This is a genomic window from Streptococcus sp. 68 (assembly GCF_013277415.1).
In the GTDB taxonomy this organism is placed as follows: Bacteria; Bacillota; Bacilli; order Lactobacillales; family Streptococcaceae; genus Streptococcus.
Window position 1 is genome coordinate 190807 of the sequence record NZ_VMMX01000005.1, and the last position, 19903, is coordinate 210709.

Genomic DNA, 19903 nt, shown 5'->3' on the forward strand with positions numbered 1-19903 from the left:
ATTCATGAAGGAAGTCGCCCTTCATTTTTTTCAAAAGACACTAGTATGAATCTATTTGGGGAGTTGAATTTATAAGCTGCTTACTTCGTTTTTCTAAAATAATTCTAATCTATTATTCTAGCACTAATAGACTCTTTGGCTAAATCTCCTTTCTACATCTCGTTTCACCAAAAACTTTTAAGAGAGAAATACTCTAAATTAGTTTTGTTACCGTTTTCAATTAGAGTATACTTTTTTTTTTAGCATTTCAAGTCTTTTTCTAATTTGGAATTTAGTTTCAAATCTTTTTAACTATATCAACTACATTAAAAGTACTTTCAAAAATAAGTAGGTTTCTTGCAAGACCTGTTTCGAGTGGACAAGATAAGAAACAAGAAAGTCAATTTTAGGAGAAAATGAAGGAAATATAGCAGATTGAAATAAAATGAGAATAAATCGATTGGGAAAGTAAAATTAATTTCTAACAATGATTTAAGAATTGTAATGTCCTAATATAGATTCAATGCACTATAAAACGCATAGTATCAAGCTTGTTCAACACCTGATACTATGCGTGTTTGTGTTTTTTAAGGTTTTGTGCTTAGAGTCGACTCCTTATTTTAGATATTTAAAAGAAATCTCACTCCCACAGAGCCAGTTGTAGACTTGGTCGTTGACAAAAACATTCATGGCTTCATGAGCATACTCGGGCATGATGCGATAAGCCTTATCACAGGTCAAACGATTGTAAATCGCAAACTGGGTAATAGGATAGCAAACATCGTCGTCCAAGCCCGTAATCATCTTAACCTCACCCTTGATACGATGGGCAAGATTTTTCACATCGATATAGGCAAGGGTAGCCATGATTTCCTCCTCTGTTTCATGAAAAGGATCGTGAAACTTGAAATAACGGAAAAGTTCGTCGTAAGCCTCGCTAGTATTCCCAATCTCAAGAACTCGTCTAAAGTCTGACAAGAAGGGATAGATGGCAACTGTTTTCTGAATCCGAGGATTGAGCGCTGCCGCAACCAGAGCTAAGGCTCCTCCTTGTGAGGCACCATAGCTAGAAAGACGCTTCTCATCTACCTGAGGCAGACTAGCAATAATTTCAACCAACTGGTAAATATCCAGATAAACATCCTTATAAAAGAGGTGCTCCCGACCCTCCACAGCACCACGGATGATATGCCCCTTAACCGTATTTCCTAGAGGAGAACGCAAACCGTCTTGCGAATAACCTGACTGCCCCCGCACATCCATTGAAACAACACCGTAACCAGCCACGGTGAAGGCCAGCATGTCTGCCCAATCCCAACCACGTCCCATATAACCATGGAAATGGAAGATTAGTGGAACCTTCTCCTCACTCTTTGGAAGAACAACGCGTGCATAGACCTTGCCTTCATTAGTTCCTTCAAAGGTTAACTCATAGCACTTGACTTGCGTAATGTGGAAATTTCTTTCCTCCAAGTGGTAGGCTGGAAGCGTGGAAACTTTTTTCACTTCCTCATCCCAGAAAGCGTCAAAGTCCTCTGGAACCTCATCCCTTCCTAGATAGGTCTTAATCTCTTCTAACAAAGTTGGATTTTTCATAGCATGCTCCTTTTGTTTTGTAATCGCTAGCACCACTGTAGCACATCTAGGGAAGCAATGCAAGAAAGAAGGGTAAATAGAAAGTGAATTTAGCTTTTCTTCCTTCAAGCCTATTGACTGAAAGTAGTTTCAGAAACGAAAAAAGAGCATTTTCGCTCTTTCTTCTGTTTATACTAGTTTTTTGCTTCCTTCTTTTGAAAAGTGCTTGGGTAATTTACTTTAATCGTTACTGTCATGTGAGAGTCCTCGTTTCTTTTTGATGACTCTAGTATAAGGGTCAAATCTGAAAGCTAGCTTAAGTTTTCCTTAGAGAAAGCTTAATCCAGATGTTCTTTCTTTTCCAGATGAAGGGCAATCATGCGCCACTCTGGATCCTCTTGCCAAGCTTCTGTGTAACGAAAAAAGAGCATTTTCGCTCTTTCTTCTGTTTACACTAGTTTTTTGCTTCCTTCTTTTGGAAAGTAGTTTGGTAATTTACTTTAATCGTTACTGTCATGTGAGAGTCCTCGTTTCTTTTTGATGACTCTAGTATAAGGGCCAAACCTGAAAGCTAACTTAAGTTTTCCTTAGAGAAAGCTTAATCCAGATGTTCTTTCTTTTCCAGATGAAGGGCAATCATGCGCCACTCCGGATCCTCTTGCCAGCCTTCTATAGAACTAATGTAGCTAGCAACTTTTCTGGCTTCTTCTAAAATCGGAAAATCTTCGATAATATCAGCCACTTGGAACTCTGGAAGACCTGACTGTCTGGTTCCAAAAATCTCACCTGAACCACGCATTTTCAAATCTTCCTCCGCAAGGACAAATCCATTGGTTGTTTCTGTCATGATGCGCATGCGGTCTTTCCCAGAATCCGTCTTGGGATTAGCAACGAGAACAGCATAGGACTGCTTGTCTCCTCGACCGACACGACCTCTAAGCTGATGAAGCTGGCTGAGACCGAAACGATCGGCATCCATGATGATCATGACAGTCGCATTAGGAACATTGACCCCTACCTCGATAACCGTCGTCGAAACCAGAATATCCGTCTTTCTCTCTTTGAACTCCTGCATAATCTGGTCTTTTTCATCACTCTTCATCTTACCATGTAGAAGAGCCACTTCTGCCCTACCTGCAAAATGAGCTGTCAGCTCTTCTGATAAGGCAATGGCATTTTTCAAATCCAGAGCTTCTGATTCTTCAATCAAGGGAGAGATGACATAGGCTTGAGAACCTTTTTGGATTTCTCCCTCTAACCAATTCAAGACCTGAGGTAGTTGCTCATGCTTGATCCAGCGCGTCACAATAGGCTTCCGCCCTGCTGGCATCTGGTCGATAATGGAAACATCCATATCACCAAAGGCTGTGATAGCCAGCGTTCGAGGAATGGGAGTCGCCGTCATCATGAGAACGTCAGGATTGTCCCCTTTTTCCCGTAAAATACGCCTTTGCCCCACACCAAAACGGTGCTGCTCATCGATGATAATCAAGCCCAAACGAGCATAATCTACCCCATCCTGAATCAGAGCATGGGTTCCGATAATCAAATCAGCCTCACCCTTGGCAATGGTCTCCAAGACTTCTCTCTTTTCTGCAGCTTTCAAGGAACCTGTCAAGAGAGCGAGTTTTAGGTCTGGGAAGAGACTCTTCAAACTCTCAAAATGTTGCTCTGCGAGGATTTCTGTTGGTACCATGAGGGCAGCCTGATAACCAGCTGTCACTGCCGCAAACATAGCCAAACCAGCGACCACTGTTTTTCCGCTCCCCACATCCCCTTGCAGGAGACGATTCATGTGATGGTCCGACTTCATATCGGTTAAAATTTCCTGCAAACTCTTTTCTTGAGCTGGGGTCAGGGCAAAAGGCAGCCTTTCCTTGACTGCTGTCACCTTTTCCTGAGACCAATTCAGAACCAGACCGCTTCCCTGAACTCTATTTTCAGACTTGAGCGTCTGTAACTGCATTTGAAAGTAAAAGAGTTCCTCAAACTTGATACGGCGAAGAGCCTGCTTATATTCTGCCAAATCCTTGGGGAAATGCATGGCTCGGACTGCCTGACAACGGGACATGAGTTTGTATTTGTCCAGCAAAGACTGGGGCAGATTTTCCTCAATCAAGAGGTCCAGTCCCTGATCAAAGGCCGTTTTGATGACCTTGACCAGACTGGCCTGACTGATTCCCTGAGCCAGACGATAGACAGGTTGGAGGTCATCTTCCACCTGAGCTAGGACCTTCATCCCAGTCAGACTAGCCTTGGCACGGTCCCATTTTCCAAAGACAGCAAGAGTTGCTCCCAACTCTATCTTATCAGCTAGGTAGGGTTGGTTAAAGAAGTTCACGGCAAAAACAACTTCTCCCTGCTTAAGACTAAAGCGCAGACGATTGCGCTTGAAACCATAATACTGGACACTGGCAGGAGTCACGACTTGACCAGACAGAACCGCCTTTTCACCGTCTTCTAGTTCCAATACTTGCTTGGTCTTGAAATCTTCATAACGGAAAGGAAAGTAGAGCAAGAGGTCTTGCAAATTTTCAATTCCTAGTTTGGCGTATTTTTCTGCTGACTTTGGTCCCACACCAGGTAAGACATGCAAGGGTTGATGTAGATTCATGCTCCACTCCTTTCTTTTCTAATCATATTCTCTCGGAATGCGGTCGCTGAGAAGACAAACCACCTCATAGTTAATGGTTCCGCGGTAGGTCGCTGCCTGAGTTGCAGTGATTTCCTTATCCCCATTGGAGCCAATCAAGGTTACCTTGGTTCCGAGTGGGTAAGGCTTAGGCAATCGAATAGTGATTTGGTCCATCGAAACCCTGCCGACAATTGGGCAAGCTTGGCCATCTACCAAGACAGCGAAATTTTGCATATCTCGTGTCCATCCATCTGCATAGCCGATTGGCACGGTCGCGATGACTTGCTCGCTATCTGCCTGATAGGTCGCCCCGTAACCCATGCAAGATCCAGCTGGGACTGTCTTGACATGAACCAGGGCAGATTCCAAGGTCAAGGCTGGTCTCAAGTCATAGGGTAAGTCCAAAACCTCTCCGCTAGGATTGAGACCATACATGGCATCTCCCATACGAACTGCATTGAAAATAGTCTCTGCATGCCAAAGAGTCGTTGCAGAGTTACTAGCATGAACTAGCTCTGGCACTTCCTTCATACTGGCCAAAATAGTTTTAAATCTCTCTAACTGGGCATTAAAGTAGTCATCTGATTCCTCGTCTGCAGTAGCAAAGTGGGTAAAGATTCCTTCAACACGAACACCGTGTTGTTGGAGCAAATCTTGAGCCTGCTCAGCCTCACGAGCCTCTCGAAAACCAATCCGTCCCATTCCTGAGTCAATCTTGAGATGGACTGTCAATCCAGTTAGGTCTTCTTCCCTATCTAAGAGGGCTTGAACCCACTCCAGCCCAGCCACCGTCAAGGTGATGTCGTATTCTTTAGCTAGAGCAACAGCTTCTAGCTCAGAAACTCCTAAAATAAGGATTTTCTTGCTGAGTCCAGCCTGTCTGAGTTCAAGGGCTTCATCAATATTCGAAACGCAAAAACCATCTACATCATCTTGAATAGCCGTCGCAACAGCAACAGCCCCATGCCCATAGGCATTAGCCTTGACCACTGCCCACTTGAGCGTTCCTTGAGGAATATGAGCCCCCATTTGCTGAATATTTTGTCGAATAGCTCCCAGATGAATCAGAGCCTTGGTTGGTCTATGCGGACTAGCTTTCATGATTTTCCTCCAAAATGACACTGGCTGTCACAAACTGATCGGTGTGGCTGATAGAGAGCCAAATTTTTCCTGAAAATGGTGCCTGACTAAAATAAGGCGCCCCGCGTTCATTGTTCAAGACTTCCAAATCCTGAAAACCTAGTTTTCCAATACCCGTTCCCATAGCCTTGGAAAAGGCCTCCTTAGCCGACCAGCGACCAGCCAAATATTCAATCTGCCTGCGCCCTTTAAGACTGTTAAACCGCTCCATTTCCTTAGCGGTCAGCACGCGCTTAGCAAATCCTTCATGGCGTGTAACTGCACTTTCTATCGAAGCCAATTCTTCGATGTCAATTCCGTGTCCAACTATCATTCTCATCAAAAGGAGTTGAGATTCCCCAACTCCATCCTTTTCACTTATTTTGTCAAGGTAGCATAAATCTCTTCTACCAAGGCCTCTGTATTTTCCCAACCCAAGCAAGGATCGGTAATAGAGCAACCAAAGACCTCTGGTTGGTTTTGACGACCATCTGCTAGGTAAGATTCAATCATAAAGCCTCGAACCGTCTTTTTGATTTTCTCATTCCAATCACGATTTTGCAAGGTCTGACGAACAATTCGAATCTGCTCCATATACTGCTTGCCGGAGTTATCATGGTTGGTGTCGATGAGGATAAAAGGATTTTCAAGTCCCATAGTTTCATAGCGTTCAATGGCTTGGAGTAGGTTTTCATAGTAGTAATTCGGCATATAATTGCCATACTCGTTAACTGCTCCACGGAGGATGACATGGGATAAAGGATTACCTGAAGTCTCAACCTCTTGCCCATGATAAAGGAAAGTTTGCTTGTTTTGAGCAGCATAGATGGCGTTAAACATAACACCCAAATTTCCTGAGGTTGGATTTTTCATCCCTACTGGTGCATCAATCCCAGAAGCCACAAAGCGGTGCTCTTGGTCTTCCACAGAACGAGCTCCAACGGCATGGTAGCTGACCAAGTCATCCACCAAAATCAGATTTGACGGATAAAGCATCTCATCTGCCGTTGTCAAGCCAGTCTCTGTAATCACGCGGTAGTGCAACTGGCGCACAGCCTGCAAACCGTTAATCAGGCTTGGAGCCTTAGAAGTATCTGGCTGGTGCACCAACCCTTTATAGCCGTCTCCATTGGTACGAGGTTTAGCAGTATACACGCGCATAACCATGAAAATCTTGTCCGCCACCTTCTTTTGCAAAGCTGACAAACGGCGGGCATATTCCAAGACCGCCTCTTCATTATCAGAAGAGCAAGGACCAATCACCAAGAGGATACGGTCATCTTCCCCTGAAATAATGTCTGCCAATTCCCTGTCACGGCTTTCCTTGAGTCTCAAGGCTTCCGCAGACAATTGGGTTTCAGCCTTGATGACTTCCATATCGATTTCTTGACCTTTTTCAATAAATGCCATCTTATTCTCCTAACGTTTTGTAAATTTCTCTGACAAGGGCTTCCGTATTTTCCCAACCCAGGCAAGGGTCTGTGATAGATTTGCCAAATACTTCTGGCTCATTTTGTCGACCATCTTCCAGATAAGACTCAATCATAAAACCACGAACGAACTGCTTGATTTTTTCATTCCAAGCACGGTTAATCAAGGTCTGGCGGACAATTCGGATCTGTTCCATATACTGCTTACCAGAATTGTCATGATTGGTATCAATGATGATAAAAGGATTTTCCAAGCCCATTTTCTCATACTGGGCAATGGTGTCAATTAAATTGTCATAATAGTAGTTGGGAATATTTTTTCCATATTCATTAAGAGCACCACGAAGAATGGCATGTGAAAGCGGGTTACCAGTTGTTTCCACTTCTTTTCCTAGGAAAAGGAAACTTTGTTTGTTTTGAGCAGCATAAATCCCATTAAACATAACATTGAGATTTCCAGAGGTTGGATTTTTAAACCCAGTCGCGAAATCTGCTCCACTTGCCACAAAGCGGTGTTGCTGGTCTTCAACCGAACGTGCACCAACTGCCATGTAAGAAATCAAATCATCTACAAGCGGTAGATTTTCAGGATAAAGCATTTCATCAGCAGTAGTCATACCTGTTTCCGTGATGACACGATAATGAAGATGTCGAACGGCTTTGATTCCGTTGATGAGGCTAGGGGCTTCTGTCGCATTAGGCTGGTGAATCAAGCCCTTATAGCCATCTCCGTTGGTACGGGGTTTGGCAGTGTAAACACGCATAACCATAAAGATACGGTCTGCCACTTCTTCTTGCAAAGCTGCCAAACGCTTAGCGTATTCAAGAACAGCTTCTTCATTGTCAGATGAGCATGGCCCGATTACCAAGAGAATTCGCTGGTCTTTTCCACGTATAATGGCTTCTAGCTCTTGATCGCGCTGAGATTTTCTCTCCAAAGCTTGACCTTCTAATTTTGATAAGGCACGAACTTCTTCAATATTGATTTTAGGACTTTTTGCTGTAAATACCATAACTCATCTCCTTATAAAGCAAACAGATACCAAGTAAAAATTTACTTTTCACAAGGTATCCGCCTCTAAACTATCTCATTTTATTGTCTTTTACCGTGACAGTTTTTAAACTTCTTACCAGAACCACATGGGCAAAGTTCATTGCGTCCAATCTGGCTCAAATCCAAATCTTCTGGCATATTTGCTTGGTGGGCAGCAATATTACGAGTCGCTGTTGTACTGATATGGCGTTCTGCCTGTGGTCTTTCTTGTTCATGAATTTGTGCTTTCATCATCAAGCGTGTCACATCAAACTCAATCGAACCAATCATGTCATTAAACATACGGAAACCTTCTGCCTGATACTCAACAACAGGGTTATTCTGAGCATAGCCACGAAGTCCAACCGCATTACGCAATTGATCAAGGGCATCGATATGATCTGTCCACTTGTTATCTACCACTCGTAGAATCAAGACTTTTTGGAATTCTTTGACTGCTTCTTCATCGCGTAGTTTTGAAACCTGACTATCGTAAACTTGCAAGGCACGTTGGAAGAGTTCTTCCTTAATGGCCTTATCAGACAAGCCTGACAAGTCTTCCATCGTAATAGAATCTTCTGGAAGCAAGTTGTACTTAGCAAAGTTCAAAATTGCCTCTAGTTTTTCATCTTGTTTGGCACGCGCATGACCATCAACGACACGTTCAATCGTGCGCTTGATCATTGACTGAATTTCAGGTGCCAAGTCACGGTCTGCAGTGATGACATCATAACGTTGAGCATAGATAATCTCACGTTGTTCACGCATGACATCGTCGTATTGAAGGACTTGTTTACGGGTATCATAGTTATTTCCTTCAACACGCTTTTGCGCTGCCTCAACCTGACGCGTCAACATACGAGACTCAATCGCCTCTTCAGACATATTCAAGCGTTCAAAGATGCCTTTCAAGCGTTCAGAACCAAAACGTTTCATCAAGTCATCTTCAAGAGAGAGGTAGAATTGTGACTCACCTGGGTCTCCTTGACGACCTGAACGTCCACGAAGCTGGTTATCGATACGACGGCTTTCATGGCGTTCTGTACCAATCACACAAAGTCCTCCCAATTCGCGAACCCCTTCACCAAGCTTGATGTCGGTACCACGACCGGCCATGTTAGTCGCGATGGTAACGGCACCACGTTGCCCAGCATTCATGATGATTTGGGCTTCTCTATAGTGGTTTTTGGCATTCAAGACTTCGTGAGGAACGCCAGCTGCAACCAATTTCTTAGAAATGTAATCACTAGTTTCAACCGCTACTGTACCAACCAAGACAGGCTGACCTTTTTGGTAACGAGCCTTAACATCTTCGACAACCGCCTTAAACTTAGCCTCGATACTTGCATAAAGAAGGTCTGAGTGGTCAATACGTTGAACAGGACGGTTGGTTGGGATTGGAATAACACGAATGTTGTAGATTTCACGGAATTCTTCTTCCTCAGTCTTACCTGTACCTGTCATACCAGACAATTTCTTGTACATACGGAAAAGGTTTTGGTAAGTGATTGAGGCAGATGTCTTGGTTTCATCCTGAATTGGCACACCTTCTTTGGCTTCAATAGCTTGGTGCAAGCCATCAGAATAACGACGACCTTCCATGGTACGACCTGTAAATTGGTCGACAATCAAGATTTCTTGCTCTTCGCTGACCACATAGTCAATATCGAGAAGCATGATGTAGTTGGCACGAAGGGCGTTATCGATAAAGTGAGTCAGAGCTACGTTTTCAATGTCATAAAGGTTTTCAAGCTTGAAGTAACTTTCAGCCTTGTCAATCCCTGAATCAGACAAACCAATAGTCTTAGACTGCACATCGATGATGTAGTCGTCTTTGTCCAAAGATTTCACATAGTGGTCTGCCATGTGGTAGAGCTGACTGGTTTCAACTGCGTTAGCACCTGATACGATCAAAGGTGTACGGGCCTCATCAATCAAGATTGAGTCAACCTCATCGACCAAGGCATAGTTAAGCGGACGTTGTACCATGTTTTCAGCACGAACGACCATGTTGTCACGAAGGTAGTCAAATCCGATTTCTGAGTTGGTTGAGTAAGTAATATCACACTCATAGGCTTCTTTTTTCTCCATTGGAGATTTGGCAGCCAAGTTAATCCCTACTGACAAACCAAGCCATGAGTACAATTCACCCATCTCAGTCGCGTCACGTTCTGATAGGTATTCATTGACCGTAACTACGTGAACCCCTTTACCTGAAAGGGCATTGAGGTATACCGGCATGGTCGCAGTCAAGGTTTTCCCTTCCCCTGTACGCATTTCTGGCACGTCACCATGGTGAAGAACGATTCCCCCCATGACCTGAACCTTATATGGGAAGAGACCTAGGACACGTTTGGCACCCTCACGGACAACCGCAAATGCTTCATAAAGCAATGAATCCAGCGATTCTCCATTTTGATAACGTTCTTTAAATTCAACTGTTTTTGCTTTTAGTTGGTCATCTGTCAAAGCAGCCATTTGGTCTTCGTATTTGAAAACCTTGTCAGCCATCTTTTCCAGACGACGGATTTCTCCTTTATCATTTTCGATAATTGTTTTTAAAATATTAGCCATGTTTTTCCTTACTTTAAATTCCGAATATTTTAGAATGTTCTTTTAATTTTAGCACAATTACTGATTATTTTCAAGGAAGAATCCCCATTTTGAAAAGGAAAAAGAGGCTAGTTTCCAAGCTAACCTCTCTGACTTTTATGATGCTTTAATTGCCAACAAAAATCGGCAAAATCGCAAATAGGATAAATAGATTTATCCAAAGAGAAAAACAGCAGATCAATCCAAAAACAAAGAGACTGACTTTCTTGGACAGCAAGGCCATCAAAATCGACAGAATTCCAAAAACTAGCAAGACTTTCTGTATGCTGAAGAGGTCAATCTTCCCCCCCAGAATCGGACTGCCCCAAGGAAGAAAGAAGAAAGCAATCCAGATCAACAGAACTAAACCAATATAAACCTTGGAATAGCGTGTAATAAATGATTTTAGATTCAACATCCTATAGCTCCAATCGTTTCAAAATAAACTCTGATAGCATCCGCAACCCATAAGGTACTTTCTGGTATCCAACGTCTGTTAACTTTTATAAAATCGACTAACTGACGATTACACTCACAATTAGCTCCAATACCAGCTCCCCACTTGTAACATCTATCATGATTTTGGCAACCTTGATCCAAAACGTCTACCACAGGTAAAGTAAATCCTTCCCCGTCGTAACCAGGACCACAGTAATTCCCGTGAACAGGCAATCCTGCCTTAAAATATTTAGCAGGTGTAAACGTATTTGAACTATAGTCTTCGCTTATTGTCTCTACCAATAAACCCATGTCAATTACATCTTTCGCTTGTTTATCTTGAACCGCTTTATCATAATCAAAATAAATCCTATCTTTATCTTTTACAAGATAACTCTTCAACAATTCTCCGTTACGAAAACTTCTATCGCTAACTTCCAAAGAGTTTAAGTTATCATGTGAATTAGAGTCTGCAAAAACATTTTTTCCAGCAAATAAAAGTAAAAAGGCAGATAAAGCAACTAAACAAATTTTAACGATAGTTTTCATGACTACTCCTCCTAATAAACATAAGTTATAAGCTAAATACGCAAACTATATTTTTACCAAAAGAAAGTTAATTTTTGGTAAATGTACTAAATACACATAAACTTAAAGCTTGTCAAATGAGTTTAAGAAATACATGTTTTATATTATTCTAACAGATGATATTTCATATGTTCTCCTCCTTACCTATAAGCTATAAAATATTTAAGTTTGGCTATAATAAAACTACAAAAAATAAGTATGTCAAACTTAACTAAAGAATATAAATAACACATCAATTAGTCACTCCCAAAACCATATATCAAACCATGGTATTAAAGGCTCCCAAACATTACAATATATAACAAAATTAAGTAAATCTTCTATTTCCATGACTTTTTCCCTCCTTTTTGATATAATAATACCACCTTTTTCTACGTTTTTTATAAATGTAGAAAATATTCACATTTACCTAGGAGGAACAATATGAGATGGGATTATGGACAGATTTTTAAAGAAATTCGAAAGTCAAAAGGATTGACCCAACAAGATGTATGTGGACAAGTCATACATCGGACAACTCTAACAAATATTGAACACGGTAAAGTTATTCCCAGTTTTGAAAACATGGTATTTCTTCTTGAACAAATTGATATGAGCTTAGCAGAATTCAAATATATATGCAACGAATACCATCCTAGTGAAAGACGAGACATTATTGTAGAGAGCCAAAATCCGTCTACTTTTCAAGATACTAAAAAAATGGTTGAACTCACTGAGAAGTGTCAAAAATATCTTAAGACACATCACGATGTTCCTATTCAAAATATCTATCGTCATACAAAAATTGTCACAGAGTTACGAACTAAAGGCTTCAAAAACAACCACGTCTTGAAAGATTTGTCTGAAGAAATTTGGGACTATCTTGAACCTATGGATACATGGTACATTAGTGATTTGAAATTGCTTGGAACCATTCTCTTTTTCTTTCCTTCTGAAAATCTTCCCCTTCTTATTGATAGAATTATGAAAACCATCGAGAAATATAAATACTTCCGAGAAACAAAAGTATTTTTATCATCTTTTTTAGCCAATCTCTCCACTGTATATTTTCAACATCATTTATTCAAAGAATGTGAAACAATCACCCTACAACTTTTGGTATTAGCAGAAGAATTAAAAATATACGATATTCTTGGATTTTCTCAAGTACGCTTGGGAATACTACAACATAACTCCGATTTGATTGATAAAGGAATAACCTTATTACGACTAACCAAAGAAGAGTCATTAGTTAAAATACTCGAAAAAGAAATTTATGATTTTTCAAACCTGTAATTTGTAATAATTCTTATCGTTTTATTGTAGTAGATTGGAATAGAATGTGAACGAATCAATTAGGGGATCTAAAGCATTTTATACCAATGTTTTATAAGTTGTATTGTATTATTCCATATTCAATCCACTATACAAGATGAATATTTCTCTCAAGTTTCATAATCAAAATAAAAACGACTGTATCTATAGCTCCATAAACAAATCATAGATACAGTCATTTTTTAGTTCCTACCCTTTTCTTAATTCACGCCCTTAGACTTTCCTAACTCCTTTCTTAATCTAAGCATTTTTTTGAAACAGAAATAAGTTAACCTATTCAGACCAATAGCTAGCAGAATAAAAAGAAACCAAATGCCCCATAACTTGATATATGTCAAATTTCTCAAGACGATATTGAAAAACAGAACTGAAACAACTGTCCAAGCAAGGCTAAAAAGAGCATAGAGGGGAATGTAAAACCAGTAAAAATAGTAAAAAATTGGGAAAAATTTACTTTCTCTATTATCCTTTTCAATCCAGCTGAAAAAGTAAAACCAGGGAAATAAGATTATAAATTTGAACAAATGTTTCATCGACACCTCCTTTTTGATAGCGTTTTCTATTATCTTATTATATCAAAAAAATCTGGAAATGTCATTCCAGATTCTACTTTTTTATTTACGCTTTCTTGCGATGAGATGGATTGGAGTCCCCTCAAAGACAAAGGCCTTGCGGATTTGATTTTCCAAGAAACGCAGGTAAGAAAAGTGCATAAGTTCTTCTTCGTTAACAAAGATGACAAAGGTTGGTGGTTTGGTTGCCACTTGGGTCGCATAAAAAATCTTGAGACGTTTCCCTTTGTCTGTCGGTGTTGGGTTGATGGCAATAGCATCCATAATGACATCGTTCAAGACAGCTGATGGAATACGTGTGTTTTGACTTTCGCTGATTTGCTTAATCATCTCAGGAAGTTTGTGGAGGCGTTGCTTGGTCAAAGCTGATACAAAGATAATCGGTGCGTAAGGCAAGTATTGGAACTGCTCACGGATATCTTCTTCCCAGTTTTTCATAGTGTGGTTGTCTTTTTCAAGTGTATCCCACTTGTTGACCACGATAATCATCCCTTTACCAGCTTCATGGGCAAATCCTGCGATACGCTTGTCGTATTCACGAATGCCTTCTTCCGCATTGATAACCATCAAGACCACATCTGACCGGTCAATAGCTCGCATGGCACGCATGACAGAATATTTCTCGGTATTTTCATAAACCTTACCAGATTTACGCATACCAGCCGTATCAATCATGGTAAACTCTTGGCCATCTGTATCTGTAAAGTGGGTATCAATAGCGTCACGAGTTGTTCCAGCAACAGGACTAGCAATGACACGGTCTTCGCCCAAAATAGCGTTAATCAAGCTTGATTTTCCAACATTGGGACGTCCAATTAGGCTAAACTTAATCACATCTGGATTTTCTTCTTCATATTCATTTGGAAGATTTTCTACGATCGCGTCTAGCACATCCCCTGTACCGATACCATGGACAGATGAGATTGGCAGGGGTTCACCCAAACCGAGGGCATAGAAATCATAGATATCATTTCGCATCTCAGGGTTGTCCACCTTGTTAACTGCGAGGATAACTGGTTTGTGGGTCTTATAAAGCTTACGAGCTACGTATTCGTCTGCATCAGTAATTCCTTCCTTACCAGACACGACAAAGACGATAACATCTGCTTCTTCCATGGCAATTTCTGCCTGATGCTTGATTTGTTCCATGAAAGGAGCATCGACATCATCGATTCCTCCTGTATCAATCATGCTAAAGGAACGATTGAGCCACTCACCCGTCGCATAGATACGGTCACGTGTCACTCCTTCGACATCTTCTACAATGGAGATTCGCTCACCAGCGATCCGATTAAATAGGGTTGATTTCCCAACATTGGGACGTCCTACAATGGCAATAGTTGGTAGGGCCATAATTTCTCACTTTCTACAATAACTTCTTCTGTTCAAGATTTTTTCTAGTTGAGCTTGGTTCAGCTTGACCAAACTGTTCTGCTAGGCGCTGACTCCAGCTTGTGGTCGCACGCGCCCCAGCATAGTCAGCCTGCACACGGTCATAAGCCTCAATCACATCAACTGTTTGTTCCTGATATTCTTCCTCAAACACCACCTGATTCAATGGCAAGCGAGGTTTGACTTCATGTTCCTCATTTGGCACACCTAGTGCCATCCCAAAGACAGGATAGGTGTAGTCAGGCAGGTTAAAAAGCTCTGCCACTTCTTCTGACTTGTATCGGACTAAACCGATAATCACACCACCATAGCCCAAACTTTCAGCTGCCAGCAGGGCATTTTGACCAGCAAGAGCCGCATCGACCGAACTAATCAAGAGACTTTCTACACCTTGTGGTTGGAAGGTGTCCGTATGAAGTCGGGCTCCCTTTTCTGCTCGGTTCAAATCTCCGACAAAGAGAAGGAAAACAGCTGACTGGCGAATGGCTTCTTGAGGCACCAATTCATACAAGGCATCTTTCTTCTCTTGACTTCGTACCACAATCACAGAGTAGGATTGAAAATTCTTCCAAGACGAGGCCATTTGGGCCGCTGTCAGGATTTCAGTCAAATCTTCCTGAGGAAGGGCTTGCTCCTTAAATCTGCGCACTGAAGTGTGAGCCTTCATCAATTTGATTGTTTCTGTCATCGACGATTCACTCCTTCTAAACGAGTCTCCTCGGCCAAATAACGGATGCGTTCCATGACCCGTCTGGCTTCCCAGGTTTCGTCATTTCCATGTTTCCCTTTAGCGAAATGCTGCTCCAATTCTTCAAAGTTGAAGTTGGAGGTGAAAAAGGTCGGTAAATTTTCCTGCATCCGATATTGGAGAATGACCTGCAGGATTTCGTCACGCACCCAAGCTGTTGATTGCTCGGCACCAATATCATCTAAAATCAGGACTTCAGAAAGCTTAATCTCATCCACCAAGGTCTTCACATTACCATCACCGATAGCATTTTTGACATCTATGACAAAGCTAGGATAGTGGAGGAGAGTTGATGAAACACCACGTTTTTCTGATAAATCATGGGCTAAGGCAGCCACCATGAAACTTTTGCCCACACCAAAGTCTCCATATAAGTAAAGACCTTTTCGAATAGCTGGATATTGCTCCACGAAGGCTAATAGCTTTTCAAAAACTGGCAAGCGCCCCAAATCATCCAAGTCTACTTGAGCTAAACTAGCTTTCTTGAGACTGGCTGGCAGATTGATTAACTTGAGACGGTTCTTAATAGCCGCTTCTTTTTCCGCCGCGATTAGTTCAGGAGTTTCTTCATAAGAAACATCCGCATAGCCATGATTCATAACTAAAATCGGCTTATAGCCTTTGGCGATATAATCCGTATCACCACGGAGAAACTTGTCACGCTCGGTGATGTACTGATTAAACTTGGAGATACTGCGATTTAATTCCTCTGGAGTAAGGGATTCTTGCTGGATAAAGGCCGCAACATCAGGGTCCTTCATGATTTTCTGGACCAAATCTTGATAATGAAAACGGCTAGGTTGACGATTGAGTACGTCTCCGACACTTTCCATCTAATCTCCTCCTTTTTCTAATCGAGCTAATAGTTCTTGTTTCTTACGTTCTAGTTCCAGACGAGTTTCCTCGCTGGTTTCATTCTTATAATCTGGATTGCTCCACTTGGGTACATTGGACTTGGTAGGACTCGGTTTACTAGCCTTTTGAGCCTGGCTCTTTTGCCCACGCTCACGGATGCGCAAGACTGCCTCTTCTGCCGAATGAATCTTTTGATAGGCATAGTCATTGGCCACTTTCATGGCATATTTCTCATTGATGTTTGCCGAATCGACCTTATTAAAGGTCAACAAGAGAATGATATTGATGACTTCGTCCAGCAAGCCCAAGCCAGCCATCTGTTGCAAGAGTTCTCTTTCTGTTTGGATAATGTTTCCCTTACGAGTTTGCTTGATTTCTGCCAAGAACTGCAAGGCCGTTTTACTTTTGGCTTCTTTGATAATGATCATTTCCTTAGGACTAAAGTCAGAGGAAATAGGTTTTTGAGCAATTTTTTCCCGCATACGATTGGTTGAAATGACCTGGGAAACAGCTGTTGACTTAGCCAATTGATAGGTTTCAAACCAAGTCCATTTCTTCTCCTCGGCAATGGCAAAGAGGTTCAAGACATCGGACTGCTCATCCGCAAAACGAAGCCCATCTCGAGCCATCAGCTGACGAAAATGGTCCAAGTCAAAATCGTTGGCCACTTTCTTCTTGAGACTAAGGTCTTCTTGACTTCCCAGTTCTGCCAAGTCTGGAAAGACTTGATTGAGTGAGACAGGTATTTCTTCTCCCTCAGCACTCTCAACTTTCAAATCCTCCACAGCTGCATCGCCAATCTTCTTCTCCAAAAGTCTGCGATAAACAGAATGCTCCAAGAAGTCCTGACTAGATAGAGGAGTATGGAGGACTAACTGATAAACGTCCCCCTTTTGATAGAGAGTCAAGAGATTGAAAGCAGATAGGATTTTCAAGGATTTTATCAATCTATCCATTCCGAAGTTAAGATGGTTGAGAATGCTTGAAAAAAGATATTCCTTTCTGCCATTATCCCAAAAACTAATCGTATAAAGATAAAGGCTCAGTGCCTCCTGACCGATAATCGGGAGGTAGCACTGTACCAGAGATGAGGTATCTTGCGACACCCGATTATTCTTTAGATAAGAAAAACGGTCAATTGGCTTCATTTATCTTTCCTTTTTCTTTTTAGAGGACTGGGTGATTTGTTGGAGCAAGCTCTCTAGCTCACTGACATCCTTAAAACTACGATAGACACTGGCAAAACGTACATAGGTAATCTCGTCCAGTTCAGCCAACTCCTCCATGACGAGTGAACCAATGTCCTCACTTTGAATTTCATTTTCATTTCGACCACGGAGTTTCTGTTCGATACGATTGACTACCATGTTGATTTCATCACTTGACACAGGACGTTTCTGGGCTGAGCGGATAATCCCATTAAAGATTTTATCTCTGGAGAATTGTTCCCGTGTGCCATCTTTTTTAACAACTACTAAGGTTCTTTCTTCTACTCGTTCGTAGGTTGTAAAACGGTGCTGGCATTCATCGCACTCACGTCTTCTACGAATAGTGTTCCCTTCTTCTGCTTGGCGACTATCGATAACACTTGACTTGGTAGCCCCACATTTTGGACAACGCATCCTTTCCCTCCTTATCGTTTTCTTTTCATTATACCATTTTTTAAACGATTCCCAAAACAATTCTTCTTTTTGCTTGACAAGTTTTTTGTTTTGTTGTATTATTTAATTAAGACAAAGAGGTAAAAGAAAGGAGACCAAGATGTCCTGGACATTTGACAACAAAAAACCCATCTATTTACAGATTATGGAGAAAATCAAGCTTCAGATTGTTTCCCATACACTGGAACCCAATCAACAACTTCCAACCGTGAGAGAGCTAGCTAGCGAGGCTGGTGTCAATCCAAACACCATCCAAAGAGCCTTATCAGACCTCGAACGAGAAGGCTTTGTCTACAGCAAGCGAACAACTGGACGATTTGTGACTGAGGATAAGGAGCTAATCGCCCAATCGCGCAAACAATTATCGGAAGAAGAATTGGAACACTTCGTTTCCTCCATGACCCATTTTGGCTATGAAAAAGAAGAACTACCAGGCGTAGTCGGCGATTATATTAAAGGAGTTTAAACCTATGTCACTACTAGCATTTGAAAATGTATCCAAATCATATGGAGCAACCCCAGCCCTTGAAAATGTTTCCCTTGACATTCCAGCTGGAAAAATTGTCGGTCTCCTTGGGCCAAATGGCTCAGGAAAAACAACCCTGATTAAACTAATCAATGGCCTCTTGCAACCAGATCAAGGACGTGTCCTTATCAACGATATGGACCCAAGCCCAGCAACCAAGGCTATCGTAGCTTATTTGCCTGATACCACCTATCTCAATGAGCAAATGAAGGTCAAAGAAGCCCTAACCTACTTCAAGACCTTCTATAAAGATTTCAATCTGGAACGCGCCCATCATCTACTTGCAGACCTAGGTATTGATGAAAATAGCCGTCTCAAGAAACTATCAAAAGGGAACAAAGAAAAGGTACAACTGATTTTGGTTATGAGCCGTGATGCTCGTCTCTACGTTTTGGACGAACCCATTGGTGGGGTGGACCCAGCAGCCCGTGATTATATCCTCAATACCATTATCAACAACTACTCCCCAACTTCTACCGTTTTGATTTCTACCCACTTGATTTCAGATATCGAGCCAATCTTGGATGAAATTGTCTTCCTCAAAGACGGTAAAGTCGTCCGTCAAGGCAATGTAGATGATATTCGCTATGAGTCGGGGGAATCCATTGACCAACTCTTCCGTCAGGAATTTAAGGCTTAAGCAAAGGAGATTATTTATGTTTTGGAATTTAGTTCGCTACGAATTTAAAAATGTTAACAAGTGGTATTTAGCCCTCTACGCTGCTGTGCTAGTCCTTTCTGCCCTTATCGGGATACAAGCACAGACCTATAACAATCTGCCTGTCAAAGAAAGCCAACCTGTTTTACTTACTTTTCTAGCCCTCGTCTTTGGTGGCTTGATGATTACACTTGGAATTTCAACTCTTTTCTTAATCATTAAACGCTTTAAAGGCAGTGTCTATGACCGACAAGGCTATCTGACTTTGACCCTTCCAGTATCTGAACACCATATCATCACAGCCAAACTAGTCGGTGCCTTTATCTGGTCGATGATTAGCACTGCTATCCTAGTTCTAAGTGCTGTTATTATTGTGACCATAACGGTTCCAGAATGGATCCCTCTTTCTTATGTGATTACATTTGTAGAAACACATCTCCCTCAGATCTTTCTTACAGGTATATCCTTCCTACTAAATACCATTTCCAGCATCCTCTGCATCTACTTGGCTATTTCCATTGGACAGCTTTTCAATGAATACCGTACAGCACTCGCTGTTGCAGCCTACATTGGTATCCAAATCGTCATTGGATTTATTGAACTTTTCTTCAATCTTAGTTCTAATTTCTATGTCAATTCACTTGTAGGACTTAATGACCATTTCTATATGGGAGCAAGTATAAGTATTGTTGAAGAACTCATTTTCATAGCTATCTTTTACCTCGGAACCTACTATATTTTGAGAAACAAGGTTAATTTGCAATAGTTTCATAATCAAAAAGGATAAC

The 19903-nt window shown here is 41.5% G+C and carries 19 protein-coding genes; 4 read left to right on the plus strand and 15 right to left on the minus strand.

Features of this window, described 5'->3' with window-relative positions; all coding sequences use genetic code 11:
* Positions 1 to 594: 594 nt before the first annotated feature.
* The 9 genes from HT720_RS03235 to HT720_RS03275 all read right to left on the minus strand — a co-directional run bounded on the left by HT720_RS03235 (position 595) and on the right by HT720_RS03275 (position 11350).
* On the minus strand, positions 595 to 1575 hold the full coding sequence (locus tag HT720_RS03235; RefSeq protein ID WP_173274692.1) for an acetylxylan esterase: 981 nt from the start codon (positions 1573 to 1575) through the stop codon (positions 595 to 597).
* 577 nt (positions 1576 to 2152) lie between these two features.
* Complete coding sequence (gene recG / locus HT720_RS03240; protein WP_173274693.1) at positions 2153 to 4168, minus strand: ATP-dependent DNA helicase RecG; 2016 nt, start codon at positions 4166 to 4168, stop codon at positions 2153 to 2155.
* An 18-nt stretch (positions 4169 to 4186) separates the two neighbouring features.
* Positions 4187 to 5290 carry an alanine racemase gene (gene alr / locus HT720_RS03245; protein WP_173274694.1) on the minus strand — a complete coding sequence of 368 codons (1104 nt, stop codon included), beginning with the start codon at positions 5288 to 5290 and terminating at the stop codon, positions 4187 to 4189.
* Positions 5280 to 5642: a holo-ACP synthase gene (gene acpS / locus HT720_RS03250; RefSeq protein ID WP_000635003.1), complete on the minus strand. Its 363-nt coding sequence runs from the start codon at positions 5640 to 5642 to the stop codon at positions 5280 to 5282. Before acpS ends, alr begins: the two co-directional genes overlap by 11 nt.
* A gap of 44 nt (positions 5643 to 5686) precedes the next feature.
* Positions 5687 to 6718 (minus strand): 3-deoxy-7-phosphoheptulonate synthase, encoded by a 1032-nt coding sequence (locus HT720_RS03255; RefSeq protein ID WP_050091698.1) that lies wholly within the window; start codon positions 6716 to 6718, stop codon positions 5687 to 5689.
* A gap of 1 nt (position 6719) precedes the next feature.
* Positions 6720 to 7751 (minus strand): 3-deoxy-7-phosphoheptulonate synthase, encoded by a 1032-nt coding sequence (locus tag HT720_RS03260; protein WP_173274695.1) that lies wholly within the window; start codon positions 7749 to 7751, stop codon positions 6720 to 6722.
* An 80-nt stretch (positions 7752 to 7831) separates the two neighbouring features.
* A complete protein-coding gene (gene secA, locus HT720_RS03265) occupies positions 7832 to 10345 on the minus strand; it encodes a preprotein translocase subunit SecA (RefSeq protein WP_173274696.1) in 2514 nt (837 codons plus the stop codon).
* 145 nt (positions 10346 to 10490) lie between these two features.
* Complete coding sequence (locus HT720_RS03270; protein ID WP_173274697.1) at positions 10491 to 10781, minus strand: hypothetical protein; 291 nt, start codon at positions 10779 to 10781, stop codon at positions 10491 to 10493.
* Positions 10775 to 11350: a phospholipase gene (locus HT720_RS03275; protein ID WP_173274698.1), complete on the minus strand. Its 576-nt coding sequence runs from the start codon at positions 11348 to 11350 to the stop codon at positions 10775 to 10777. The genes HT720_RS03270 and HT720_RS03275 overlap by 7 nt, the downstream gene beginning before the upstream one ends.
* A 462-nt stretch (positions 11351 to 11812) precedes the next feature.
* On the opposite strand from HT720_RS03275, the gene rgg1518 reads away from it, so the two are divergent.
* Complete coding sequence (gene rgg1518, locus HT720_RS03280) at positions 11813 to 12664, plus strand: Rgg/GadR/MutR family transcriptional regulator Rgg1518 (RefSeq protein WP_173274699.1); 852 nt, start codon at positions 11813 to 11815, stop codon at positions 12662 to 12664.
* Positions 12665 to 12903: 239 nt separating this feature from the next.
* On the opposite strand, the gene HT720_RS10175 is transcribed toward rgg1518, so the two are convergent.
* From HT720_RS10175 to nrdR, 6 genes are all read right to left on the minus strand, one after another.
* Positions 12904 to 13236 carry a hypothetical protein gene (locus HT720_RS10175; RefSeq protein WP_240156314.1) on the minus strand — a complete coding sequence of 111 codons (333 nt, stop codon included), beginning with the start codon at positions 13234 to 13236 and terminating at the stop codon, positions 12904 to 12906.
* 81 nt (positions 13237 to 13317) lie between these two features.
* On the minus strand, positions 13318 to 14628 hold the full coding sequence (gene der, locus HT720_RS03285) for a ribosome biogenesis GTPase Der (protein WP_001207696.1): 1311 nt from the start codon (positions 14626 to 14628) through the stop codon (positions 13318 to 13320).
* 13 nt (positions 14629 to 14641) lie between these two features.
* On the minus strand, positions 14642 to 15355 hold the full coding sequence (locus HT720_RS03290; RefSeq protein ID WP_173274700.1) for an NADPH-dependent oxidoreductase: 714 nt from the start codon (positions 15353 to 15355) through the stop codon (positions 14642 to 14644).
* Entirely contained in the window at positions 15352 to 16248 is an 897-nt protein-coding gene (gene dnaI, locus HT720_RS03295; RefSeq protein WP_173274701.1) for a primosomal protein DnaI, read from the minus strand. The genes HT720_RS03290 and dnaI overlap by 4 nt, the downstream gene beginning before the upstream one ends.
* Positions 16249 to 17418 (minus strand): replication initiation and membrane attachment family protein, encoded by a 1170-nt coding sequence (locus HT720_RS03300; RefSeq protein WP_173274702.1) that lies wholly within the window; start codon positions 17416 to 17418, stop codon positions 16249 to 16251.
* Positions 17419 to 17892 carry a transcriptional regulator NrdR gene (gene nrdR, locus HT720_RS03305; RefSeq protein ID WP_001203672.1) on the minus strand — a complete coding sequence of 158 codons (474 nt, stop codon included), beginning with the start codon at positions 17890 to 17892 and terminating at the stop codon, positions 17419 to 17421.
* Between the two features lie 139 nt (positions 17893 to 18031).
* Here nrdR and HT720_RS03310 point away from each other — a divergent pair, with 139 nt between their 5' ends.
* The 3 genes from HT720_RS03310 to HT720_RS03320 are packed head-to-tail and all read left to right on the plus strand — an operon-like array spanning position 18032 to position 19881.
* Positions 18032 to 18397, plus strand: a complete 366-nt coding sequence (locus HT720_RS03310; RefSeq protein WP_000119149.1) for a GntR family transcriptional regulator — start codon at positions 18032 to 18034, stop codon at positions 18395 to 18397.
* A gap of 4 nt (positions 18398 to 18401) precedes the next feature.
* Complete coding sequence (locus HT720_RS03315) at positions 18402 to 19097, plus strand: ABC transporter ATP-binding protein (RefSeq protein WP_004256110.1); 696 nt, start codon at positions 18402 to 18404, stop codon at positions 19095 to 19097.
* 16 nt (positions 19098 to 19113) lie between these two features.
* Positions 19114 to 19881, plus strand: coding sequence for a hypothetical protein (locus HT720_RS03320; RefSeq protein WP_050252784.1), 768 nt, complete (start codon positions 19114 to 19116; stop codon positions 19879 to 19881).
* The last annotated feature ends 22 nt before the right edge of the window (positions 19882 to 19903 follow it).